Consider the following 23,977-nt stretch of genomic DNA (forward strand, 5'->3'; position numbering starts at 1 on the left):
GGTGTGGCAGCCGTCCCCGTCATCGCGCTGACCGGATACCTCGGCGCGGGCAAGACGAGTCTGCTCAACCACGTCCTGCGCGCGCCGGGCGCCCGTATTGGCGTCGTAATCAACGACTTTGGTGAACTCAACGTCGATGCCGCGCTGGTAACGGGGCAGGTCGACGAACCTGTGTCGATCGCTGGTGGCTGCATCTGCTGCCTGCCCGACGAGGGAGGGCTGGACGCGGCGCTGGAGAAGCTCACCGACCCCCGCCTGAGTCTGGACGCCATCATCGTCGAGGCCAGTGGGCTTGCCGAGCCCGTGGCGCTGGCCCGGATCATCCGCTACAGCGGCGTCGAACGCGTGCGACCCGGCGGCGTCATCGACGTCATCGACGCCGCGGCCCACTTCGACACCGTCGACCGCGGCGGCCTCTCGCCCGCGCGCTACGGCGCGGCGTCCCTCGTCGTCGTCAACAAGCTTGACCAGGTCCCCACCGATGGCCGCGCCGCCGTCCTGGAGCGCATCGAAACCCGTGTGCGAGAACGCAATCCGCACGTCCAGGTCGTCGGCGCCGTCGGTGGAAGGGTGGACCCCGCGCTGCTGTACGACGTATCCGATGCCGACGAAGGCGTGGGGCAGCTGTCGTTTCGGGAACTGCTGATCGACGCGGAGCCGGCCTCGGACCCACACGCCGGCGACCACGACCACGCACACGCCGCCTCCGTGACCGCGACGAGCGACGGCTGCATCGACCCCGGCGTGCTCTTCGACCTGCTCGAGGAGCCGCCGACGGGCGTCTACCGGCTCAAGGGCACCGTCGCCGTCCGCACCGGCGCGCGGGAGCGCAGCTATGTCGTGAACGTCGTCGGCACGTCGGTTCACGTCGCGGCTGCGCCACCGACCGCGCGGGCCAACTGCCTGGTCGCGATCGGCACCCGCTTCGACGTCGACGCCGTGCGCGACCGCGTGACGGCGGCGTTGCGTTCGCACGACGGATCCGCGCCCTCGGTGGGCGTCCGCCGCTTGCAGCGGCATCGACGGCGCAGCATCTGACTCAGCCGCGCGACTCGACGTAGGCAGTGATGACGTCGACCAGCGTCCGGCGCTCGCGGGACGAGTCCAGCGGTTCCGGCCACACCATCTGTGCGACGACGAGCCCGCGCAGCGTCGCCCAGATGAGGTTGCCGATCTGGCCGGCGCGCGGCGCCGATAGGCCCTTGCCGAGGGAGCGCCCCAGGGCGGTCAGGGAGGTCATCAGGTCGGCCAGGTGAGTGTTGGCCGCACCGTCGCGCAGCCCGCGGGTGGCGATGAGGATCTCCAGGGCGGCCATCGACGTCGGACTGGAGAAGGCGTCCCACACCGCGTCGACGACGAACTGGGTGCGCGCGTGCACGCTGCCCTCGACGACGGCCTCCGGCGGGAGCTCCCCCAAGGCTTCGAGGAGCTCCGCAAACCCCTTGTCGACGACCGCCATCAGCAGGCCATCCAGGTCGCCGAAGTGGTATTGCACGACGCCCCAAGTCAATCCGGCCCGGTCGGTGATGTGCCGAACGCTGGGCGGGGCGAACCCCTCGTCGAGGATGCAGCGCACGGTCTCGTCGATGACGGCGACTCGGGTGCGTTCGGCGCGGGCCTGGGTGCCCGTGGGCGGCCTCCGGGGTGTGGTCACGGCGGTGGCGTCACCACAGCACGCCGCGCACGTGGTCGGTCGGCCGGAGGTCATGGGCGGCCAGGATGCCGCTGGGTGCCCGGCACACCGCCTCGACGACGTTGACGGCGCGGGCCGCGGTGGCGATGACGCCGCCCTGGTTGTGGTCGATACCCGAAGTGCCCACGTGGGCATTGATTTCGACGCCGGGGCTGCCGTCGACGACGACGCGATGCACGCCGGGGTGCCCATCGGGTGGATACGGCCAGTGCGGTGCGGCCGCGTCGGTGAGCCGGTTCACGTGTTCCATGGTGATCACCACCTCGCCGCCCCGCACCCCTTCGACGGCGAAGCGCACGGCCGCAACCGTGCCGGGGTCGACCGTCATCATCGTGCACTCGATCGGCTCCGGCGTCACCCAGGTCTCGTGACGTTCGCGAACCTCGTCGAGTTCGATTCCGAGATCGACGGCGAGGCTGCGCACTTGGGCGCCCCACATCGAGGCGAGCACACCGGGCGCGAACAGAATGGGCGTGTGGTCGGGTGAGGTGCCGAAACCGAAACTCACACCGGTGAATTCGGCGTCGTCGTAGCTCCCGTAGTCGAAGATCTCCTGGACGGTGACGGCGGTGGCCCGCGCGGCCAGGCTCAGTGCGGTGTACACCAGCGTGTCACCGGAGAACCCCGGGTCGATTCCGTTGACGTACAGCGTGGTGTTGCCGTCGGCGCAGGCCTTCGCCAGTGGCTCACGGAGCCAGTCGTCGGCCTGATCCGGTGCGACCAGCCAAACGAACGACGTGCCAACGACATTGGTACCGGTGCTCAGGAATCGACAGAGCTCGTCCAGCGCTTCGTGCGGGCGGGTCTCGGCCTGCGAGGTGTAGACCACGCAGTCCGCGCCAAGCGCGACGAGGGCGTCGACGTCGTCGGTGGCGAGCACGCCGGTGGGTTCGTCGAGGCCGCACAGGTCGGCGGCGTCGCGACCGACCTTGGGTCCGCGGGCGTGAACGCCGACGAGCTCGAGATCGGGCCGCTCGACGATGCTACGCAACGCGTGCACCCCGACGTTGCCGGTGGAGAACTGGACGATCCGACGGGTCACGGGGGTCCTTTCGATGCGGTCAGAGCAGGTCGGTGATGGTCTTCAGGCCCGCGTCGTAGAGCACGCCGGGCAGCATGCCGCCGTCGATCTCGATGGTGGTGCCGTTGATGAAATCCGCTGTGCCAGAGGCCAGGAAGACGCAAGTCCGTCCGACCTCGGCGGGCTCGCCACCGCGCTTGAGCGGCACCGCATCGAAGTACTTCGCGCCCGTCGGGTCGTCCTTGGACAGCACGAACGAGCGGAAGTTCTCGGTGATCGTGGGTCCCAGTGCCACGCAGTTGACGCGGGCGTGCGGGCCCCACTCCTCGGCCAGTGACCGAGTGAGGTGGTTGAGGCCGGACTTCGCGGCGCCGTACGACACCAGCGTCGGCGAGCCCGCCGGATGGCCGGCGCCGCTGGAGACGTTGATGATGCAGCCGGTGCCATCCTGTTGGCGCATCTGGCGGTAGACCCGAATGGCGAACCACATCGGGCTGACGAGGTTCATCTGGATGGCGAAGGCGTGGAACAGCACCGTGCGCTCGTAGTCGTCGTCGGACGGCGGGGCCCCCTGAATGCGCGACACCAGCGCCGGAACGTCCTCGACGTGCGGGGCGGGCACGGTGCCGCCCGCATTGTTCACCAGGATGTCGATGCGACCGTAGCGGTCGACGACATCGCCGACCATCGCGTCGATCGCGTGGTAATCGCCCTGGTCGCACGCCATTTGGGCGGAGCGTTCGGCCCAGCCGGGCTCGTCGGCGACACCGGGGATGGCGTCGAGCGGCGACCGCGAGCAGCCGATGACGGTGGCTCCGGCGCGCAGGAGTTCGTGCGCGATGCCGACTCCGACGCCTCTGCTCGTTCCGGTGACGATGGCGACCTTGCCGTCGAGTACGCCCATCTTGCAGCCCCTTTGCCGCTCGATCCCGACGCAGCGCGCAGCCGGGCTGGCGAGAAAATTACACGTGTAATCATTTGAGGGCAAGGGGGTTGCAGCAGTCAGAACCCGTGTGCTCAGGCCCGACGGAGCGTCAGCAGCGTGATCTCGCTTGGCGCGAAGACCCGGAACGGTGGGCCCCAGAAACCGGTGCCCCGACTGGTGTACAGCTGCGTGCGCTCGCCGTGCCTGCTCAACCCCTGCACCACCGGCTGGTCGAGCCGGACCAGGAAGTGGAACGGCCAGATCTGCCCGCCGTGCGTGTGTCCGGAGATCTGCAGGTCCACACCGGCACTCGCCGCCTGTTCGACCTGCTTGGGCTGATGCGCGAGCAGCAGCACCGGCAGCGCGGGGTCGACGCCCGCCAGCGCCGCGCCGAGGTCCGCCCCGTGCCCGTCGACGCCGGACCCGTGGGCCGTCACGTCGTCGACGCCAGCGACGACGAGGGTGTCACCGCCGCGTTCGACGAGAATGTTCCTGTTGCGCAACGTATCCCAGCCGATGGAGTCCATGTAGTCGAGCCAGCCCAGCACCTCGCTGTAGTACTCGTGATTGCCGGTGACGTACACGCGAGCGAGCTTGGCCCTGACCGCGGCGAGCGGCCTCGCCTGCTCCTCCCGCACGTCCGCCGTGCCGTCGGCGATGTCGCCCACGTGGCAGACGACGTCCGCGTCGAGTTCGTTGACGCGGTCCACCACCGCGGCGGACCAGCGGGCGCGGTCGATCGGGCCGTAGTGAGTGTCGGTCAGCACCGCCACGCGAAGGCCGTCAAGTCCGCGGCCCAACCTAGGGATCTCGACGTCGACGGATCGGACGCGCGGTACCCGCATCGCCTCGGCGTATCCCCACGCCAACAGCACGCCGACGACGGCGACGACTGCTCCCGCCACGATCCGCGACCGCGTCGGATCCTCGACACCGGATGCGAGCAAGATCAGCCGTAGGACTTGGGCCAACACCGACCAGACGAACAACACCCAGACCGCGCCGAGCAGCGCATCCGCGGTGGCCGCCGCCCAGTCCAGGTGACGGCGACCATGGCCGTACGTCATGGCCACGAGGAGCGCCACGAAAGCAGCAAGGAAGACGAGCGACCCGGTGACGACGACGGCCGTCGGCCATGCCGCGCCTGCCAACAGCAGCGTCCACCAGGGCACCGCGAACAGGAGCAGCAGGATCGTCGACACGGTCGCGAAGCGGAGCCACCGGCGTGGTCTGCGCGCGTGTCGGGCGGGTTCCGCGCGAACGGTCTGGGATTCGGACATTACAACCGAGGCTACCGATGCAGTGCGGCGACGATCGGTTCGTTTTCTCAGCGCAGAATCGGGGCGGGCAGCGCTGAACTGCCCTCAGGGGGAGCGAGCTTCCAGGTTTCGAACGCCATCGCCAACATGGCGTAGGTTCCGACGACGAAAACCAACTCCACCGCCGGGTGCGTGCCTAGCTCGTCAACGAGGCGATGCCACGTCGTGTCATGTGCCCGACCTTCGACGATCAGCTCATCGGTAGCGGTGAGGACTACCAGGTCGACGCCGTCGAATCCGGCGTTGCCGCGCGCGAGGCGGGCGATGTCGTCTGCGGTCATCCGGGCGTCAGTGGCGACCTTGACGTGCTCACCCCAGAAGAAGGCGGAGCGACGATTGTGCGCGACGCGCAGGATTGCCAGCTCACGCAGTCGTGTCGGCAGTTCGCCACGTTGGAGCAAGTATCCGTTGTACGCCAGAAACTTCCTCGCCATGTTCGGATGCCGGGCCAGCACGCCGATGATGTCGAACTTGAGCGGGTCAGCCACGTGACCGGAGCCCGCTCGCGGCACCTTTTCGCCTGGCAGTCCCAACAGCGCTCCGAACGCGGCGTATTCCGCATCTCCCCACTCGTCGGCGGTCAACGGCGCAAGAAGAGGTGGTGTTACCTCGGTCATGTCCTTCGTCCTCCGTTTACCCCGATGATCTGACCCGTGACGTAAGAGGATTCGTCCTGGCATAGGAAGATCGCGGCATTGGCGATGTCCTCGGGTCGACCGGCCCTACGTACTGGCGTGATCTTGGCGAAGTGTTCAAGCGGAGCGCTGAATCTCCCCTCCGCGATCGCCTTCTCGAGCATCGGCGTCACCACCATCCCGGGCGGGATCGTGTTGACGGTAATCCCCTTGGGCCCCAACTCAAGTGCCAGGCTCTTGGTCAGCCCGATGACGCCGGCCTTCGAACTGACGTAGGCAGCCATGTGGGACTGCCCGCCCTGCGCGCTCGACGAAGATATGTTGACGATTCGGCCCCACTTGGCGGCCAGCATGTCCGGCAACACCACCTGGGTGCAGATGAACGGCCCGCGCAGGTTGATCGCCACGACGCGATCCCACTGCTCGTCGGTGATCTCGGAGAACTTGCCGAATTGTTCGATACCGGCGTTGTTGATCAGGATGAGTACCGAGCCCATGTCGGCGCGCACCTGCTCGACCGCCGCCAGGACCTGTCCGCGGTCGGAGACATCGACGGGGTAGCCGTTGACGATGCCCCCCGCCCCACGCAGTCGGGCGACTTCGGCGGCGATCTTGTCGGTTGCGAGGTCGAAGATCGCGACCTTGGTTCCGCGGGCTGCGAGCGCTTCGGCGATCGCCAGGCCGAGGCCTTGGGCGCCGCCGGTCACGATTGCGGTGGTGTCTACGAAGGGCATGTGCCCGTGGCCTTCTCGTCGTTGGGGCTGAAGCCGATGTGCAATTTGGTGAGCCCTCGGAGAATGAAGGTGGGCAGGTAGCGGTATCGCCGATCACCGGGAGGGCCGTGCTTGTCCTCGTCGATCCAGATGTCGGAGGTGCGGTCCAAGAGCCGACCGAGGCTGATCGTCGCCTCGGCGCGAGCGAGTGGGGCCCCCGGACAACTGTGCGCTCCGCGACCGAAGGCGATGTGATTTCGGGCGTTGGCGCGTTCGATGTCAAAGGAATCGGGATCGGAAAACTTGCGGGGATCTCGGTTGGCCGCCGCGTTGTTCAACATCACCGTGGTACCTGCGGGCAGGTCCACTCCGCCGATCGTGACGGGGACTTTGGACAGCCTGAAGTCGCCCCGGATTGGGCTCTCGACCCGGAGGGTCTCCTCGATGAAGCTGGGGAGCAAGCTGCGGTCGGCGCGAAGTCTCGCCTGCAGCGCCGGGTCCTCGGCGATGAACTGCACCGCGGTGCTGAGCAGCCGGACAGTCGTCTCCTGCCCGGCGGCGAACAGGTTCGCGGCCACGCACACGACGTCGGTCACGGGCGGGGTGCTGCCGTCTGGGAACACCGCTGCCGCAAGGCCGGTCAGCACATCCTCGCGCGGGTTCTCGCGGCGTTCGGTGATGTATCCAGTGAACTTGCCGTAGAGGTACTCCAGTGGCGAGTGGTGCATCGCATCGCCGCCGCTGCTGCCGATGGTGCCGGTTGAGTTGAGCAGCGCACCCCTGAAGTCAGGGTGGTCGGACTCCGGGACTCCGAGCAGATCGGCGATGACGAGCATCGCGAAGGGGTTGCCGAAGTCGGCGACGAACTCACAGCTACCGCTGGCGAGCGCCTCGTCGTACTGACGATCGGCCAGGCGCCACATGAACTCCTCGTTCTCCTTGAGCCGTTTCGGCGTGAGCATCCGTGACAGCAACGCCCGGTGATCGGTGTGGACCGGTGGATCCAGGCTCGGAAGCTGATCGTTGAAAGGCAGTTCGTGACGGTGCTTTTCGATCAATTCCGAGATGTCGTCATCTACCAGGGGAACGGGAAAGCCCGGGAATGGTCCAGTGACCGACGTACACGACGAGAAGCGCACGTTGTCGTTGTAGACCGCGACGGCTTCCTCGTAGCCCGTCACCATCACGACGTCGTGGTGTGGCTCCCTGCGCACCGGGCACCGGCTGCGCACCGCCGCCAGGTACTCGTAAGGATCGTGCAGCAGCTTGTTGTCGCTGAAGAAGTCGACCGCATCAACGTCGACGGACACTTTCGACTCGGTCACCCAGAGGCCTCAAGCGGAGGTGTGGTGACGATGACCGTGCTCATTCGGCAGCCAGACGCTGCGGTCTGCCAGCCGTGGTCGACCCCGTTCACCACGATTGCGTCGCCCTTGTCGAGCCGGTGCGGGCCGTCGTCCAGGAGCACGAACACGCTCCCCTCCAGAATGACGTTGAAGTCCACGCTGTCGGTGTGGTGCACGGCGGTCTTCGTGTTCGCGGGGAAGGAGATGAAGTTCCACCGGACGATGCCCGGCTCCCCGGACATCGGGACCAGACCCCCACGGCCCGGTGGCCGTGGGGGTGGCGGGCACGACTCGGTTGCCGTGGCGAGCTCCACCTGAATCCCGCCGGATTCGAAGGGCACGATCGTCGGGGTTCGGTCCGCCACGAGGCACGAGCGGCCCTCGTCGTCGACTCCGGTGATGAGAAAACGCATCCGAGTCCTAGGTGATGTTGTAGACGGCGGCGGCGTTGTCTTGGAGCAGCTTGCTCACCAAGTCGCGTGGCAGGGCGGTCAGGTTGTCGTTGATCGTTTCCCGCGGCCCCTTTGCCAACGAGCCGGGCGTGGGATGCAGGCCGCTCGAGTGCGGGAAGTCCGTCTCGAACATGAGATTGTCCGGGTACAGCTCTGCCGCGGAGCCGACGTGCGGATCGAACCAGAACGTGGCGTAGATCTGACGCTTGAAGTACTCCGACGGCAGCAGCTTGTCCGGATACTGCTGGCGCGTCGCAAGACTCGTCCACTGCCAGTCGAGCGAGTCGAGCAGGAACGGGATGTAGCCGACCCCACTCTCCACGGAAACGAACTTCAGGGTCGGGTAGCGCTCACAGATCCCACCGAGGATCAGCTCCGAGATGCAGCGGGCGTTGGCAAGGAAGGCCTCCGCAGAGCCCTTCGTGAGGTCGATCGTGGTCATCCCCTGCGCCCTGGCGGCAAGACCCTGGTCTTCTTCGAAGGACTCGTTGAAGGCCGTGTGGAAGTTCACCGGCCAGCCCATCTCCTCGCAGCGCTTGAGGACCGGGTCCCAGTACCCGGAGCGCAACGGTGGCAGGCCCAACTTCTCGAACTGCCAGCCGAAGTTGAGTCCCTTGTGGCCAAGTGCGGCGCAACGCTCAAGCTCGGCCACGCTCTGGTCGAGGTCCCACCACGGCAGGTTGGCCAGTCCGATGAGGCGATTGGGGTCCTCTGAGCAGAAGTCGCTCATGAAGTCGTTGTAGGCCTGGAAGATCTCCAGGCGCAGCTGCGAATCGAACGTCATCAGCTTGGCGGTGTGGAAGGCGATGGTGTTCGGGTAGAGCACCTGGGAGTAGAGGCCATTCGCGTCCATCCAAGCCAGGCGTGCATCCGAGTGCCACGCAGCGGGGTGCGCGTCTTCGTACCGGTAGGGCGCGTCGGGGTAGGGCGCATGCCAGCCCGCCTGCGCCTGACCGCCGACGGCCGAGCCGATCCGGACGTCGCCGCCGTACCACGTGTCCCGTTCGTCGACCCGCTTGATGTGCGGAATGTCGTCGCCCCACTTCGTCGACATCCGGGACGTCCACAGGTCTGGTGGTTCGAGGACGTGGGCATCCACGTCGTGGACCTTGAGTCCGAGGGCGATGTCCTCAGTGGTCGCGACCACGTCGCTGGTCAAAGTCATATTGCTCTCCATTCCCGGTTGCGTGGGCTGTCGGTTTTCACCGTGTCAGAAATGTCAGTCACTGTCAATCACTATTTGTCGTGGAGCTTGGGGATGACGGGCGGCAGATCGAAGATCGTGACGATTCCGGGTTGGGCCTCGACGACGTAGGGGATCGCGTTCACCGCGGGATGTGCGGTGTAGCCGGCGAGGTGCTCCGAGTACCCCTCCTCGGTCCGTCCGTAGGTCACGCGGACCTGCATCGGCGCGTCGCCCTTGGTGGTGAACAGCCACCCTTCGCCGTCGATGCCCCAGTGCGGTTCAAGTTGGTGCGTGCAGAACCAGTGCGATCGGAAGGAGATGAACGGCTTGCCATTGCGCATGCCCGCGACGGTGAGGCGCTGTGCGCCCATCGTCCCCTCTTCGATGACCCATCCGTCGGAGAGCGTGTACGCCTCGGTCGCGCGGGCGATGTCGCCGCGGATCTCGAAGCCATCGAGCGGGAGCCCGATCGCGTCAGCCAAGGCGACGATCGACTGCTGATAGCCGATGACGCGCGGCGCGAGCCTCGCGGGGTCGATCACGGTGCTATTGACCGGAGTACCGAAGCCCATCCGTTTGATCATCGCCGGGCCCACCGAAGCCGGAATGTCCGCGTATTCATCGATAATGAGCTCGTCAAGCCGTCGCATGGGGTTGACGAGAGTCAGCGGCATCGTGTTGGTGCTGTAGCCGGGACTGCTGCCCGTCGCATGGATCGACGTGCCCCCAAGCTGGCAGGCCTCCTCGATGCGCGACCGGATATCCGGGTCCATCGCGGCGCCATAGAAGAACTCATTGCGAGTAGTGATGACGTTGATCCCGGAGCCCAGGAGTCGGGTCAGGTCGTCGAGGTCGAAGCCCTCCTGCATGTAGAGCACGCAGTCGGGTGCGAGCGCCACCACGTCCTCGATGTCACGGGTGGCCGCGATGCCGAGTGGCTCGGTGCCCGCCAGCACGCCGGCATCCACGCCCTCCTTCTCCTCGGAGTAGACGTAGAGCCCCACCAGCTCTAGGTCGGGATGGTCGACGACGCCGCGGATGGACTTCTTGCCCATCCGGCCCGCCGACCACTGGACCACGCGGTAGGTGTTGGTCGGGTGCTCGCCGGTGGTGAGCTTTTCATCGGTCATGTCGCTCCTCGCTTCGTATGAGCCGACAGGCTCGGGTGGACTGTCGAAGAATGACAGTAGATGACAAAATATCCGAAGTCGATGGGATACGAGGAAGACGTCGACCGGGTATTGTCACGTCTCGACAATCCTGACAAGTGTCTGAAAGAGGTGACCGATGGCGGTCGAGGCAGCTGAAGGCGGGGCCGGGCGCAAGAGCGACCGGACCCGTCAGCGACTGCTTGAGGTGGCCAACCGTCGGTTCCGGGTGCACGGGTACACCGCGACGACCGCTGCGGCGATCGCCGAGGAGGCGGGGGTCACCGAGCGCACCTTCTTCCGCTACTTCCCCTCGAAGGCCGACGTGCTCGCCAACAGCTGGCAGGTGTGGCGTGACGTGCTCAACGACGCCCTCGCCAGCTCACAGGCCCCCGAGTTGGTCGACGTCGTGGCCGAGGCCATGCACGCGCTCGCCGAGGCCGTCCGCGTCGACATCGAGGCAGGTGTCGAGGCCGTCTCGCTCGTCCAGCAGGACCGGGAGGCAGCGACGGCGGCGATGCACGTGCTCCTGGCCATCGAGCACGACCTCGCGGTGGACATCGCAAGGCGTGCTGGTTGCACGTCGGAGAACTTCGAAGTGCGAACGGCGGCATACGCGACCGTCGGGGTGCTCCGTGCCGCGCTCCGCGCTGTGCTCGCGGTAGGCATCGACAGCTACATCACGTCACTCGTCGACGACGGGATGAAACGCGTGCGGCCCCTTTACTCCGGCATCGACGACGTCTCACGTCGCTAAGGCGACGGGTGCGACTCAGCGCAGAATTGCGGCGGAGGCGGCCACTGCGTCGGTGACCGATCGCACCAGCGGGCTGTCGAGCTTCCAGCACTGCCAGTACAGCGGTACGTCGAGATACGCGTTGGAGATCCGGGCGAACGAACCGTCGGTCTCCGCGGGCGCCGCCAGTTGTTCCGGATACATGCCCCAGCCCAGCCCTGCCCGCACGGCCGCCCGGAAGCCCTCAGCCGTCGGGACGTAGTGCACGGACCGCAGCACGTCACGCCGAAATGCCTTGCGCACCAAGTTGTCCTGAAGCGCGTCGTCACGGTTCCACGCCAACGAGGATGCGGCGGCCACCGTCTTCGCGGTGAACCCATCGGTGAAGTGATGTTCGGCGAAGGCCGGGCTGGCCACCGGGACGTAGCGCATCACGCCCAACGCCTGTACCCGGCAGCCGGGCACCGGCGTGCGTTCGGTGGTCACCGCCCCCATCACGGTGCCCTCGCGCAACAACCGCGCCGAATGGTCCTGGTCCTCGATTCGGACGTCGAACACGACGTCAGGCAGCCGTCCGAGCACCGCGGTGAACCAGGTCGACATGGAATCGGCGTTGACCGCGATCGCAATCCGCGTGCGCGCGCCCGCCGTGTCACCGCTCGTCTCGGCCAGCGCCTCCGACTCCAGCAGCGCCGTCTGCGCGGCCAGCCGCAGCAACGGAACACCGGCTGCCGTTGGCTGACAGGGCTTTTCGCGGACGACGAGCACCTGGCCGACTCGCTGCTCGAGGGCCTTGATGCGCTGGCTGATCGCCGATGGGGTGACGTGCAGCCGCGCGGCCGCCGCGTCGAAGCTGCCGTGTTCGATCACCGCGGCGAAGGCGGCGAGTTGGTCCGCCCCCAGGCGCGGCTCGTATTCGCGTGGCATGTCAACGATGCTAATGATCCCGGTCGGTCACCAGTATCGCTAATGGCAAGGCCAGCGGCCACTCGTCGGACACGATGCCATCCAGGTAACGTTCAGTGCCATGGCGGGGACGCGATGAGTGCGGGGCTGTTCGGTCTTCTCGACGACGTTGCGGCGCTGGCTCGGTTGGCGGCGGCCTCGGTGGACGACATCGGCGCGGCCGCCGGTCGGGCTACGGCCAAGGCGGCAGGCGTCGTCATCGACGACACCGCGGTGACACCGCAGTACGTACACGGCATCACCGCCGACCGCGAGTTGCCGATGATCAAGCGGATCGCCGTCGGCTCGCTGCGCAACAAGCTGCTCTTCATCCTGCCGGGCGCGTTGCTGCTCAGCCAGTTCGTGCCGTGGCTGCTGACACCGATCCTGATGATCGGCGCCACCTACCTCTGTTATGAGGGCGCGGAGAAGGTGTGGGGTCGGATACGCGGCCACGATGCGCACGCCGCTCCGACCGCAACCGAAGGCGAGGACGCCGAGAAGCAGATGACGGCCGGCGCGATCCGAACCGACTTCATCCTGTCGGCCGAGATCATGGTGATCGCGCTCAACGAGGTTGCCGACCAGTCGTTCTGGCCGCGGCTCATCATCCTCGTGGTCGTCGCGCTCGTCATCACCGCTGCGGTGTACGGCGTCGTCGCCATCATCGTCAAGATGGACGACGTCGGGCTGAGTCTCGCGCAGCGCTCGTCGCGGTTCGCCCAGAGGTTCGGGCGTGGACTGGTCGGAGCGATGCCCAAGGTGCTCGCGGCACTGTCGGCGATCGGCACGGTGGCGATGCTCTGGGTCGGCGGCCACATTCTGCTGGTTGGGACCGACGACCTCGGCTGGCACCTGCCCTACAGCCTGGTCCACCACGGCGAGGAGTACGTGAGCCACGCGGTCGAGGCCGTCGGCGGTCTACTGGCTTGGTTGGTCAATACCGCCGCATCGGCGGTCATCGGCTTGGTCGTCGGCGCCGTCGTCGTGGCGGTCGTGCACGTGCTGCCCTTCGGAAAGAAGAAGGCCGCGGCGCATTAGCGCTAGCCGCCACCCTCTTCCGCCGGTAAGGGTGGCGGCAACGGCGTCGACGGCGCCGACGAAGTCGCGGGCGCGGCAGGGGCTTGGGACGATGCGGGCCCGTGGAAGTCGACCCATGTCTCGTCACGGATGACGCGCGTGCCCGCGCTGACGACGAAGGTCTTCGCCGTCACCGTGTAGTCGATTCCGTCGTTCTCGGCGGCGTACGCACCCTCATCCGACCGCGTGGCCGACACGATCAGCTTGGCCCCGTCGCTGATCCGCACGCCGCGGTACTCGTACTGACCGCCCGGGGTCTTGCAGATCGCCACCCGGGACGTCGCCGTGCTGCCGTAGGCGACGGCGACATTCGGCGTCGTGCATCGGGCCGTGGAGTCGACGTAGCCCTGTTCGTCGGTGGCCGGTGCGGCGGTGACCGTAGGCACTGCGACGGCGAGCAGCGCCGAGCACGCCGCCGCGGCGGCGCATGCGCGAAGGGTCGCTGACCAGGACATCAGACTTCAACCAGACCACGTCAGCGCGGATTACGCGAGCGACGCGGCCGTAACTCGGCGGACTAGTTTCGAACGAGCCCGTCGAGGCCGTAGACGGTCAACTCCCGATCCGCGATCAGGTCGAGGCTCGACGCGATCTGGCCGGTGACGTCCACTCCGCAGTCACAGAACGAGACGACTGCTTCGACGATCTCCTCGACGGATTCGAAGAGTTCGGCAGGCAGCTGGTCACCGATGAGGTCGGCGAAGCCCTCACTCATCACCGCGATGCGGGGACCGACCGCGTTGACGCGGATGCCCGAGCCGTGCAGGTCACCGGCGAGCCCGCTGGTGATCCGATTGAGCGCGGCCTTGGTCGCCCCGTAGAGCTCCATGGTCGAACCCTGCGGGCCGAGGTAGAACGGCGGGCCAACGTGTGTCCGAGCTCCCGCACTGGTCAGGTTGACGATCCAGCCCGCGCCGCGGCGGCGCATGCCGGGGATGACGGCCTGTGCAAGCTCCAGCGGAGCAATCACGTTGCACTCGAAGGCGATCCGCTGCTGCTGGGCGGTGACTTCGGTGATGGGTTGTGCGATGGCCGCAACGGCGTTGTTGACCAGGATGTCGACGTCGCCGTCGAGGAGTTCGACCGCGCGTGGGACGACGCCGGCGCGGGAGCTCTCGTCGGCGAGGTCCGCCACGACCGTCTCGACCCTGGTGCCGTACGTCTGGCACGCCGCCTGGGTGTGGAGCAGGCTGCCCGGCTGGTCGCCTGCCCCCAACGTGCGCGCAACGAGCACCACGTCGGCCCCCTCGGCGGCCAGTCGCTCGGCGATGCCAGCGCCGATGCCACGACTGGCCCCGGTGACGATGGCTCGGCGGCCCACGAATCGGTCCGTCATCAAGCGTGTCCTTCCGTCGTCGGCTCGCGCTGGCGCGCGGCAGCCCTGCTACCCGCCGCGGTGAACGCCTCGAGGTCGTAGGTGCGGCCGACGCTGGCGGCGGTCTCGGCGGCCAGCGCGCCGGCCACGGTGAGGTCCTGGCCGCGCTCGTAGAGCCCGAGCAGCTCGCCGACAGTCGGACCCGCCGGTACCCGAGCCGCGAGCTGCAAGGCGAACGGCAGCAGCTCGTCGTGCGGGACAACGCGATTGACGAGACCAAGCCGCAACGCCTCGGTGGCGTCCACGAACGCGCCCGTGATCGACATCTGCCGAGCCGCCCGGATTCCGACGGCGCGTGGCAGCAAGGCCGTCAATCCCCACGTCGGCAGCACGCCAAGCATGGCGTGGGTGTCGGCGAATCGGGCCCGTTCGGACGCGACGATGAAGGTGCAGCTCAGCGCGACTTCCAGCGCGCCGGACACACATGCGCCGTTGACGGCGCAGATGACGGGCTTGCCCATCGCGCGGACAGCCGCGGCGGGCGTGAGGTCGAACGAGGTTCCCGACTCCCCTGGACCGCGCTCGAGGTTCTTGAAGTCGACGCCCGCGCTGAACACCGGGTCGACGGCGGTCAGCACCACCACCCGCACGGCATCGTCGCGATCGGCGGCGGCGAACCCCTCGCAGAGCTCGCTGCGCAGCGCACCGTGCATCGCGTTCTTCGATTCCGGCCGGTCGATCGTCAGCACCCGAACGCCGTCGTGGTCACTGACGCGCAGATGGGTCATCGGCATCGCCCGCTGCGCCCGCCGATTAAAACCACGTTGATTTCTTACCAGCCGTGTCGCATCATCACAAGGGCGGCTTACGACTCCACCTGCGAAACAGAGGATCTCGATGAAGGTACATCTCCAGGTCGACGGCTCTCCGGAGAAGGCGGTCGCCAGCGCGCGGGAGATCGCCGCGTCGGGTGCCGATGGTGCGTTCTCGTTCGAAGGCCAGCACGACGTGTTCTTCCCGCTGCTGCTGGCCGCTGCTGCGGAAACCGGCCTGGAGTTGATGACCAACGTAGCGATCGCAGGACCACGCAGTCCATTGCACCTCGCGCACGCCGCCTACGATCTGCAAACCCTGAGCGGCGGCAAGTTTCGGCTGGGTCTCGGTTCGCAGATCCGGCCGCACATCGAGAAGCGCTACGGCAGTCAGTGGGGGAAGCCGGCCGCCCGGACGGCCGAGTCGGTGGCGGCCGTCAGGGCCATCTTCGCGGCCTGGGAAGGCAAGGAAGCACTGAACTTTCGCGGCGAATTCTTCACGCACACGCTGATGCCGCCCAACTTCAACCCCGGACCCAACGCGTACGGTCCGCCACCGGTGTTGATGGGCGCACTCGGCCCGGTGATGACCCGCAAGGCCGCCGAGGTAGCCGACGGTCTGCTCGTGATGCCGTTCAACAGCACGCGGCACTTCGCCGAGCGGACAGTGCCGGCCATCACCGCGGGGTTGTCCACATCGGGGCGGACGCTCGACGAGTTTCAGATCGTTGCGCAAGCCATGACCGCGGTCGGCGGGACCGAAGCCGAGCTCAGCGTCGCGATCGACCGGGTGGCGTTCCTGATCTCCTTCTACGGGTCCACGCCCGCTTACCGTCCAGTTCTGGAAGTGGAGGGGTGGGAGGACCTTCAGCAGGAACTCAACACACTGTCCAAGCAAGGGCGCTACGCCGACATGCGCGCCCTCATCACCGAGCCGATGGTGCGCGCCTATGGCGTCGTCGGCACGCCCGCGGAATGCGCGGAGCAGATCCGGGAACGCTACGGCGCCTATGCGTCTGATGTGTGCTGTTACTTCCCCGGCTTCTCGCCGAGCGGACAGGATCTTGCGGACTTGATCGCCGCCGTGCACCGAATTCCCGCGCCACCGCTGCGCACCGGTGAAACCGCGGTACAGAGCAGATGATCGATCGGCGTCACCTCTGCTTCGCCACCGAAACCGATCACGACGCGTCCTGGCCCATGTGGCATACGTCAGCCTGGCTGACCGTGCCGGACGGTCCGTGCGACGAGTTGCATGTGCTCGTTCACGGCGCCGGCCTTGACCATCGCTACTGGGACTGGCCGGTCGAGTCCGATCGGTATTCCTACGTCTCGTGGGCGGCCGATCGGCGTATCGCCACCCTCAACGTGGACCGAGTCGGATGTGGGTTCAGCTCGCGCCCGCCGGGCCGCGAAGTCTCGGTCGTGGCGCAGGCTCACGCCCTTGCGCGAGTCGTCGATTCGGTTCGGAACTCAAGCGACAGCACGATTCCGCGGTTCGCCCGAGTGGTCATTGTGGGGCATTCCCTCGGGTCGGTCATCTGCGGTACCGCCGCCGCTACTGCTGGGGTCGCCGACGCCGTCGTGCTCTCTGGATATCTGCCTGTCGACGGCACGACCGAGATGGGCGAGGACCTGTTCGACTTTGCGTTCACCTCCGCACTGGAGGGCATGCCGCATTTGGTGGGCCTGCTCGACGCCGACTACCTCGTTGCCCGCGACGGCTTGGGAGTGGACGAGTTGCGATACTGGAAGCCCGGGGCGGACCTGGAAATCATGGCGTTCGACAACCTCACGAAGAGCCCCGCTACCAAGACCGAGCTTGGCGACGCTGCCCTTGCGGGTCCGCTCATTCGGACGATCTCGACGCCGACACTCGGGATCGTCGGCCAACATGACGCCCTCATGATCGACGCCGCCCTCGGCGACGCCGACGCTCACGGCACTGTCCTGCGCGTCGCAGACGGCGTCGGATCCAACTTCGCGTTCATGGTCGTGCCCGACGCCGGCCACATGCTCAACCTGCATCGCAATGCACACCAGACGTTCGCCGCGATCGATCAGTGGTTGAGCACTCACTGCAGATCCACCACCCGATGACCGCGGACCTTGCGTCGTATCAGCATCGCTGTGTAGTTTAAAACATCGACGATGTTTTAAGGTTCGTTCGACCACCGGGAGTAGCTTCATGACGACGCAATCAGTCCGGACCTTCATGGACAGTCCGCTCACTTACTTCGGCGAGTCGATCACGGCAATGCACAGCGTGCCGCGAGCGGAATTGGAGGAGTTGCAGCGCGAGGCGATGATCGCGCGGTTCGCCGAGCACCGCGACCAGATCGAGATGGTGCGCAAGCTGGCCGACCGACTCGGCATCACGGCAGTGGACAAGTTCGATGACATTGTGCCGCTGATGTTTTCGCACACCGCGTACAAAGCGTACCCGGCATCGTTGATCGACAACAACCGTTGGGATCTGATGACCCGGTGGCTGGGCAAGCTCACTGCGTACGACTTGTCGAAGGTCGACACCGAAGGCTGCGACTCGATCGATGGGTGGCTCGACCGGCTGGAGGCCCAGACTCCGCTGCAGATCGTGACGTCATCGGGCACCACCGGGACCTTTTCGGTGATCCCCAAGGATGTGCCCATCACCATCGAGGGAATGCACATCTGGAAGAACATGGTCTTTCAGACTTTCGGCAAGGAACCCACCGAAGATGAGCTCAATCCCGTGGTCGATGTGATTTGGCCGAACTTCAGTGAGGGCCGCTTCGGTATGACGCGGATGGTTCCCTGGATGAAGCGGGAATTCACCGGTGGCGACGAGAGTCGCTTCCATCCTTTGTATTCCGGGGCGATGGATACCGATCTGATGTTCCTGGCCAACAAGATGCGCGCCGCCGCGGCCAAGGGCGAGCTGGACCGCCTGCAGCTCGATCCCAAGCTCGCCGCCCGCAAGGGCGAATTCATCGAGATGCAGCAGCGTCAGATGACTGAGGTCCCCGAGTTCATCACGCGGATGACCACCGAACTGCGGGGCCGGCGAGTATTCATGACCAGCACCTACAACCTGATGTACAACCTCGCCTCTGCCGGACTGCAAGAAGGCGCGCGCGCTGAGTTCGCGTTGAACTCAGCCATCCTGACAGGCGGCGGCGCCAAGGGCCAGGTCCTCCCCGAGGGCTACATGGACGTCATCAGGGAGTTCTACGGTGGCGTGAGAATCCAAGAGGGCTATGCGTTCTCGGAGCACAACGGCGTCCACTTCGCCTGCGGCGAGGGTCGGTATCACCTGCAGCCGTGGGTCATCCCGTTCATCCTCGACCCCGACACCAGCGAGCCGTTGCCGCGGGTGGGCGCGCAGACCGGTCGGTTCGCCGTCTACGACGTGGTCAACCAGAGCCACTGGGGTGGTGTCATCACCGGCGACGAGGTGACCATCGACTGGGACACGCCCTGTCCGTGCGGCCGTACCAGCCTTGCGCTCGAACACACCATCCAGCGGTTCAGCGAGAAGAAGGACGGCGAGGAGGACAAGATCTCCTGTGCGGCAACGCACGAGGTGCAGAACGAGGCCATCGACTTCCTGAAGGAATTCCAGGCGTGAGCACCTTCACCGTCCCGATGTTCGTGCGCGGCGAGGTCATCACCGACGATCTGATCCCCTTCGCCACTCGGTTGGAGCACGGCTTCGAGGCGCCCGATCCGGTCAAGCACGCACACCGGTTGCCGCTGCGCAGCCCGATGGACATGGCCGACCTGTATTCGGTGTCGTTCGACGAAATCCTCGACGTGCTCGAAGAACTCGGGCACGCGCTGGCCTTCGAGCGCAACGCCTACATCCAGGAGGCGTACGAGGCGTGCCTGATCTCCAACCCCATGCCCGCGTCGATCCTGCGCACCGGCTACGTCGCACTGCCCATGATGTTCGACCGCGCCGCCATGCGCGAACTCGCCGACACCCAAGTCGGGATCGACTACCTGGAGGGTTGGGTTCCGCGCCGACTGCTCGACGGCAGGGAGATCCGGGTCCGCGCGTTCGGCGCCCGCACCCTGCACGTGCCTGCGGGCAATGGCGGACTGGTCGCAGGCATCACGGTGCTGCGGACCGCACTCACCCGCAGCGACGCGATCATCAAGGCACCCTCGAACGACCCGCTGACCGCCATGGCCATCGCCCGCACGCTGCGCGACATCGCCCCCGATCACCCGATCACCCGCCACCTCGCGGTCGCCTACTGGAAGGGCGGCGACGAGCAGGTCGAGGAACAGCTATACAAACCGGAGCACGTCGAAAAGGTGGTGGCCTGGGGCGGTTTGGCGTCGGTCAAGCACGTGACGGGCTACCTCCAGCCCGGCTTGGAGCTCATCGCGCTCGACCCCAAACGCAGTGCGACGATCATCGGACCGGAGGCCTTCGACAGCGACGAGACGCTGCGCGACGTCGCGATGCGCGCCGCGTGCGACGTCGGCGCGGGAAACCAGGAGGGCTGCGTCAACGCCCGAGTCATCTACGTGCTCAGCGGCACCGACCCCGACGGGCTGGACAAGGCCAATCGGCTCGGCGAGCTCATCTACGAGTCGATGCTGCGACTGCCGGAGGCGCTGAGCGCCAAGCCCAAGGTGGTCGACCGCACGCTGCTCGAACACATCGAGGGCTCGCGGCTGACCGACGACTGGTACCGCGTCTACGGCGGTGAGGACGGCGAGGGTGCCATCGTGGTGTCGCAGCTCGACGAGGCGGTGCCGTACTCGAATCTGCTGTCGGGCCGAGTCGCCAACGTCGTGCCCGTCGACGGCATCGACAAGGTGACCGACGCCGTGACGGCCTACACCCAGACCATCGGCATCTACCCGGAGTCGCTCAAACACACACTGCGCGATCGTCTTCCGCTGTTCGGTGCGCAGCGTTTGACATCGCTCGGCTACGCAGCGAGCGTCAACTTCACCATTCCGCAGGACGCGATGGAGCCGGTACGCCGCATGTGCAAGTGGATCGTCGACGAGGAATGCGACGCCGACCGCGTCTTTCCGCTCTGGCTGACACCGGACCTGTCCCTGGCATGACTAGACCTACGATGGCGTCATGGCCAAGCCGCTGATCCCGGTCGAGTTGATCTACGAGCGTGCGCTGGTCCTACTCGACGCGGAGGGCTCACAGGCGCTGACTACGCGGCGGCTCGCCACCGAACTCAGGATCTCGACGCGCACGCTCTATCAGCAGGTGGGCTCCAGGGACGAGTTGATCCGGGCCCTGGTGGCACGACACTTCTCGGCGCTTCGGCTCGAGTTCCACGAGTACGGCGACTGGGAGTCCACGGCCCTGCAGTGGTGCCTCGCGTTGCGGGACGCGCTGCGGGCACATCCCTTCCTCACCGAACTGATGACCATCGACGACGGCGGTGCCGTGATGGGCTACGTCAAGGAACTGGTGGATGCGACTCTGCGTGAGGGCTTTCCACGCAAACTGGCCGAGGAGTGCTGCCGTGCGCTGGTGAACCTCACCATCAATCACACCGTCATGGAGGTTCGCGGACTGCACGAGCCGAAGCTGTCACGTGCCTCCGCTGCCGAGACGGCGCGCATCGAGAAGAACTTTCCGATGGCCGTGCGATGGATACTCACCGGCGTGCGGGCCGAGGCGGAGGGGGCGGCCCCCGTGGCGCGGATGTCGAAGCGGCGGCGATCTTCTTGACGTCGCCATCCAGTTAGGGAGCCCCATGGACTTCTCACGAGTCGACCTGTCCCCCGACGATCGGGAGTTCCAGCGCCAGGCGCGGACGTTCCTCGATCAGCACGTCACCGACGACGTGCTGCGTCGCGAACACGCGACCGGTGACGGCTTCATCGAGGACGTTCATCTGGCCATGGGCGCGGCCGGCTGGCTGGAGCGGGAGGCGAAGGGCTCCTCGGACGGCGGGTTCACCGCCGTGCAGCGCCGCATCTGGGATCTCGAACGTCGGCGTGCTCGGGTACCGCTCGAAACGTGGGGCGGCACGATGATGATCCTCAAGGCCGTCCTTCGGTATGGGCAGCCCGCCCTGCTCCACGAGGTGCTGTCCGGCGTCTACGCGGGCGCCGTCCGGTTCGCCATGGGCTACACCGAACCCGAGGGTGGCTCCGACATCGCCACCTGCCGGACCCACGCGGTGCGCGACGGCGACGACTGGATCATCAACGGCCAGAAGATGTTTACCTCGGGCGCACACAACTGCCAGTTCATCTTCCTGCTCACCAACACGGATCCCTCCGGGCGCAAGCACCGCAACCTGACCATGTTCCTGGTGCCGACGAACGTGGCGGGCCTGGAGATCCACGGCTTGCGCACCGTTGACGGCGAGCGGACCAACATCACCTACTACGCCGACGTTCGGATCCCCGACCGATACCGAATCGGCGACGTCAACGACGGCTGGACCGTGCTCAGTGGGCCGCTCGCCGCCGAACACGGTGCGGGCGAGGCGAAGTCGCACGGATTGTCCGACATCGCGACCATGAGCGGGTTCGGCACCACGATGGCCGTCACCGCCGACGCCGTCGCCGCCGCGACCACCCACGTCGCACTCGACGGTCGGCGGCCGATCGACGACGACTCCGTCGCATATCGGCTCGGACGGTCGGTCGCCCGGATCGAGGTCGCGCAGAGCACCCCGAGCCTGTTCGGCCGGGTCGCGATCGCCCAGACGATGCGAGACACCGCGCCCGACCTCATGGACGTGCTCGGCGCCGGCGCGGCGTTGCCCACGGACGCCGCGGGCGCGGCGGTCGACGGCGCCGCCGAATACCTGTACCGCTGGGGTCCCCTGATCGGCATCTACGGAGGATCCATCGACGTGTTCCGCAACATGATCGCCCAGCACGTGCTGGGGCTTGGCAAGCCCAACTACTCCCCGCCCAAGTGACTATCGCTGCTGGGACTTCTTGGCGCGCTCGACGTAGAACTTCGCGGCCCTTCCGATGGACTCCTCGGTGGGTGCGGGATGCCAGCCCAGCTCTCTGGTGGCCTTGCCGTGATCGGCAGGCCCCGTCAGCTCGACCAGCTTCGCGGTGATGGGACTCACCCCCAAGTCGCGATTGGTCACTGCGCTCGCGACGCCGGCGACGCGGGCCAGCGCATGGAAGGCCGCCATCGGCACCCCGAACCGCGGTGGCCTAACTCCGACGGCATCGGCAGCAGCCGTGAACATTTCGCGGTACGTCATGTAGCGCTCCGAGATGATGTACCGCTCGCCCGCACGCCCATGTTCGGCCGCCAACAGGAACGCCTTCGCGGCGTCATCGATGCCGACCACTTCCGAGCCCGCCCTGAGGTACAACGGCATCTTGCCGGTGGCGGCCATCGCGATGAGGGCACCCTGGCGAGGCTCCCAGTCGGGCGGTCCATAGGGATTCGACACGTTCAAGACCACCGCGGGCAGCCCGCGGGTGGCATACGACAACACGAGGTCTTCGGCCTGTCTGCGCGACTCGATGTACGCGCCGCCCTCGCCTGCCCAGTCATACGGGGTGTCCTCGTCGACCGGCTCGCCGTTGCGACCGATCGCGACGGCGCCGATGGTGCTGAGGAAGACGAACTTCTTGAGCTCGGCGCCCAGCGCGATGTCCAGCACGCCGCGCAGGCCTTCGACGTTGGTCTTGAACAACGGTGCCGGATCGCGCAGTTCGGCGCGGGGGTCGACCACGCAGTAGTAGACGACGTCACGGCCGTTCATTGCCGCCGCCACGGCATCGGCGTCGAAGATGTCGCCGTAGCAGCGCTCGACGTTCAGTCCATCGATCCCCCTGGTGGAACTGGACTTTCGGAGCAGCACACGGACGTCATCGCCGCGCGCTACCAGCTGCCGGACGACACACGAGCCCACGTTGCCGCTGGCGCCCATGACGAGCGCTCTGCGTACCGTCGTCGAGTCGTCGTCGCTCATGTCGCCTTCCCGATGCCGCTCGGTGAGTTACTGAAGTTCTTACAGTAGCGCCATGAGGTGGGGGGAAGGCTCAGGTGTTGAGTCCACCGTTGATGTCTCTCTAACGGGTGGCGCCGGGTCTTTCTCGCTCCAGCGCGGCCATGATGGCGTCGTAGGCCAGGTCACCGGCCGCTTGCCATCGGTCCCCCACGTCGATCTTGACTGCGGCGGTGAAATAGGAACTCAGGTGGGCACTGACAGTGGTCGCGAGCCGGGCGGGTGGGTCACCCTTTCCGCCAGCGGCGCGCCAGAGGATCCGGGCGACGTCGGCCACGATGACACGGCGCTCCCGTAGCCGCCTCTTCTCGACGGCCGCGAGCCCTGGTGGCAGCTCGGTGCTGGACGTGACCTGAAAGTACCCGGGCCCCACCACGGAGTTCATCCTGTGCGCGGCCTGGCACGTCGCGCGAAGCCAACCCTCGAGATCGCCGTCATAGGCTGGCAGTTGCTCGCTATAGCCGGCCATGCCGGCGGCGAACGCCGCGGCGATCAACTTCTCTCGAGAGTCGAAGAGCCGGAACAACGTTCGCCGACTCACACCGGCTGCTTCGGCGATCTGATCCATCGTCGTCTCGAGACCGATCTGCATGACCACACGCCGGGCGGCGGGCAGCACATGGTCGACGACCGCTTGGCGTTTGGCATCGCCCACCGTGGCGGACGTCGCATCTGGCACCTCAACAGCCT

25 protein-coding genes are annotated in these 23,977 nt (G+C 66.7%); 9 read left to right on the forward strand and 16 right to left on the reverse strand.

Going from position 1 to position 23,977, the window contains the following annotated elements; genetic code table 11:
* The first annotated feature begins 3 nt into the window (after positions 1–3).
* A complete protein-coding gene (locus tag SLQ33_RS21120; RefSeq protein WP_319455822.1) occupies positions 4–1,038 on the forward strand; it encodes a GTP-binding protein in 1,035 nt (344 codons plus the stop codon).
* 1 nt (position 1,039) lies between these two features.
* Here SLQ33_RS21120 and SLQ33_RS21125 read toward each other — a convergent pair whose 3' ends face one another.
* The 10 genes from SLQ33_RS21125 to SLQ33_RS21170 form a co-directional block, all read right to left on the reverse strand.
* Entirely contained in the window at positions 1,040–1,654 is a 615-nt protein-coding gene (locus tag SLQ33_RS21125) for a TetR/AcrR family transcriptional regulator (protein WP_319455823.1), read from the reverse strand.
* A 10-nt stretch (positions 1,655–1,664) separates the two neighbouring features.
* The gene (locus SLQ33_RS21130; RefSeq protein WP_319455824.1) at positions 1,665–2,735 is read right to left on the reverse strand and encodes a dihydrodipicolinate reductase; all 1,071 of its coding nucleotides are present in this window, start codon (positions 2,733–2,735) and stop codon (positions 1,665–1,667) included.
* A 19-nt stretch (positions 2,736–2,754) separates the two neighbouring features.
* Entirely contained in the window at positions 2,755–3,618 is an 864-nt protein-coding gene (locus SLQ33_RS21135) for an SDR family NAD(P)-dependent oxidoreductase (protein ID WP_319455825.1), read from the reverse strand.
* 113 nt (positions 3,619–3,731) lie between these two features.
* The gene (locus SLQ33_RS21140) at positions 3,732–4,919 is read right to left on the reverse strand and encodes a metallophosphoesterase (RefSeq protein ID WP_319455826.1); all 1,188 of its coding nucleotides are present in this window, start codon (positions 4,917–4,919) and stop codon (positions 3,732–3,734) included.
* Between the two features lie 47 nt (positions 4,920–4,966).
* On the reverse strand, positions 4,967–5,575 hold the full coding sequence (locus SLQ33_RS21145; RefSeq protein WP_319455827.1) for a carboxymuconolactone decarboxylase family protein: 609 nt from the start codon (positions 5,573–5,575) through the stop codon (positions 4,967–4,969).
* Positions 5,572–6,327: an SDR family NAD(P)-dependent oxidoreductase gene (locus tag SLQ33_RS21150; protein WP_319455828.1), complete on the reverse strand. Its 756-nt coding sequence runs from the start codon at positions 6,325–6,327 to the stop codon at positions 5,572–5,574. Before SLQ33_RS21150 ends, SLQ33_RS21145 begins: the two co-directional genes overlap by 4 nt.
* Positions 6,315–7,616, reverse strand: a complete 1,302-nt coding sequence (locus tag SLQ33_RS21155) for a cytochrome P450 (protein WP_413467678.1) — start codon at positions 7,614–7,616, stop codon at positions 6,315–6,317. Before SLQ33_RS21155 ends, SLQ33_RS21150 begins: the two co-directional genes overlap by 13 nt.
* Positions 7,617–7,627: 11 nt before the next feature.
* Positions 7,628–8,065, reverse strand: a complete 438-nt coding sequence (locus SLQ33_RS21160) for a cupin domain-containing protein (RefSeq protein WP_319455830.1) — start codon at positions 8,063–8,065, stop codon at positions 7,628–7,630.
* Between the two features lie 7 nt (positions 8,066–8,072).
* Positions 8,073–9,269, reverse strand: a complete 1,197-nt coding sequence (locus tag SLQ33_RS21165; RefSeq protein ID WP_319455831.1) for an amidohydrolase family protein — start codon at positions 9,267–9,269, stop codon at positions 8,073–8,075.
* Positions 9,270–9,340: 71 nt separating this feature from the next.
* Complete coding sequence (locus SLQ33_RS21170; RefSeq protein WP_319455832.1) at positions 9,341–10,420, reverse strand: dihydrodipicolinate reductase; 1,080 nt, start codon at positions 10,418–10,420, stop codon at positions 9,341–9,343.
* Between the two features lie 157 nt (positions 10,421–10,577).
* Here SLQ33_RS21170 and SLQ33_RS21175 point away from each other — a divergent pair, with 157 nt between their 5' ends.
* Entirely contained in the window at positions 10,578–11,195 is a 618-nt protein-coding gene (locus SLQ33_RS21175) for a TetR family transcriptional regulator (RefSeq protein WP_319455833.1), read from the forward strand.
* A 15-nt stretch (positions 11,196–11,210) separates the two neighbouring features.
* Here the strand turns inward: SLQ33_RS21175 and SLQ33_RS21180 are convergent, their stop codons facing one another.
* Positions 11,211–12,101, reverse strand: a complete 891-nt coding sequence (locus tag SLQ33_RS21180; RefSeq protein ID WP_319455834.1) for a LysR family transcriptional regulator ArgP — start codon at positions 12,099–12,101, stop codon at positions 11,211–11,213.
* 114 nt (positions 12,102–12,215) lie between these two features.
* On the opposite strand from SLQ33_RS21180, the gene SLQ33_RS21185 reads away from it, so the two are divergent.
* Entirely contained in the window at positions 12,216–13,160 is a 945-nt protein-coding gene (locus SLQ33_RS21185) for a DUF808 domain-containing protein (protein ID WP_319455835.1), read from the forward strand.
* Between the two features lie 2 nt (positions 13,161–13,162).
* Here SLQ33_RS21185 and SLQ33_RS21190 read toward each other — a convergent pair whose 3' ends face one another.
* The 3 genes from SLQ33_RS21190 to SLQ33_RS21200 form a co-directional block, all read right to left on the reverse strand.
* Positions 13,163–13,654, reverse strand: a complete 492-nt coding sequence (locus SLQ33_RS21190; protein WP_319455836.1) for a hypothetical protein — start codon at positions 13,652–13,654, stop codon at positions 13,163–13,165.
* Positions 13,655–13,716: 62 nt separating this feature from the next.
* Positions 13,717–14,535 (reverse strand): SDR family oxidoreductase, encoded by an 819-nt coding sequence (locus SLQ33_RS21195; protein ID WP_319455837.1) that lies wholly within the window; start codon positions 14,533–14,535, stop codon positions 13,717–13,719.
* Positions 14,535–15,302, reverse strand: coding sequence for an enoyl-CoA hydratase (locus SLQ33_RS21200; RefSeq protein WP_319455838.1), 768 nt, complete (start codon positions 15,300–15,302; stop codon positions 14,535–14,537). The genes SLQ33_RS21195 and SLQ33_RS21200 overlap by 1 nt, the downstream gene beginning before the upstream one ends.
* A gap of 109 nt (positions 15,303–15,411) precedes the next feature.
* On the opposite strand from SLQ33_RS21200, the gene SLQ33_RS21205 reads away from it, so the two are divergent.
* From SLQ33_RS21205 to SLQ33_RS21230, 6 genes are all read left to right on the forward strand, one after another.
* Positions 15,412–16,470 carry a TIGR03617 family F420-dependent LLM class oxidoreductase gene (locus SLQ33_RS21205; protein ID WP_319455839.1) on the forward strand — a complete coding sequence of 353 codons (1,059 nt, stop codon included), beginning with the start codon at positions 15,412–15,414 and terminating at the stop codon, positions 16,468–16,470.
* The gene (locus SLQ33_RS21210) at positions 16,467–17,426 is read left to right on the forward strand and encodes an alpha/beta hydrolase (RefSeq protein ID WP_319455840.1); all 960 of its coding nucleotides are present in this window, start codon (positions 16,467–16,469) and stop codon (positions 17,424–17,426) included. The genes SLQ33_RS21205 and SLQ33_RS21210 overlap by 4 nt, the downstream gene beginning before the upstream one ends.
* An 88-nt stretch (positions 17,427–17,514) precedes the next feature.
* Positions 17,515–18,936, forward strand: a complete 1,422-nt coding sequence (locus tag SLQ33_RS21215; RefSeq protein WP_319455841.1) for a hypothetical protein — start codon at positions 17,515–17,517, stop codon at positions 18,934–18,936.
* Positions 18,933–20,396 carry an acyl-CoA reductase gene (locus SLQ33_RS21220; RefSeq protein ID WP_319455842.1) on the forward strand — a complete coding sequence of 488 codons (1,464 nt, stop codon included), beginning with the start codon at positions 18,933–18,935 and terminating at the stop codon, positions 20,394–20,396. Before SLQ33_RS21215 ends, SLQ33_RS21220 begins: the two co-directional genes overlap by 4 nt.
* 19 nt (positions 20,397–20,415) lie before the next feature.
* Entirely contained in the window at positions 20,416–21,024 is a 609-nt protein-coding gene (locus SLQ33_RS21225) for a TetR/AcrR family transcriptional regulator (protein WP_319455843.1), read from the forward strand.
* Between the two features lie 25 nt (positions 21,025–21,049).
* Positions 21,050–22,231 carry an acyl-CoA dehydrogenase family protein gene (locus SLQ33_RS21230; RefSeq protein ID WP_319455844.1) on the forward strand — a complete coding sequence of 394 codons (1,182 nt, stop codon included), beginning with the start codon at positions 21,050–21,052 and terminating at the stop codon, positions 22,229–22,231.
* Here the strand turns inward: SLQ33_RS21230 and SLQ33_RS21235 are convergent, their stop codons facing one another.
* Positions 22,232–23,251: an NAD-dependent epimerase/dehydratase family protein gene (locus SLQ33_RS21235; RefSeq protein WP_319455845.1), complete on the reverse strand. Its 1,020-nt coding sequence runs from the start codon at positions 23,249–23,251 to the stop codon at positions 22,232–22,234.
* 100 nt (positions 23,252–23,351) lie between these two features.
* The gene (locus SLQ33_RS21240) at positions 23,352–23,966 is read right to left on the reverse strand and encodes a helix-turn-helix domain-containing protein (RefSeq protein WP_319455846.1); all 615 of its coding nucleotides are present in this window, start codon (positions 23,964–23,966) and stop codon (positions 23,352–23,354) included.
* Positions 23,967–23,977 lie beyond the last annotated feature (11 nt).

The organism is Mycobacterium sp. RTGN6 (assembly GCF_033804605.1).
In the GTDB taxonomy this organism is placed as follows: domain Bacteria; phylum Actinomycetota; class Actinomycetes; order Mycobacteriales; family Mycobacteriaceae; genus Mycobacterium.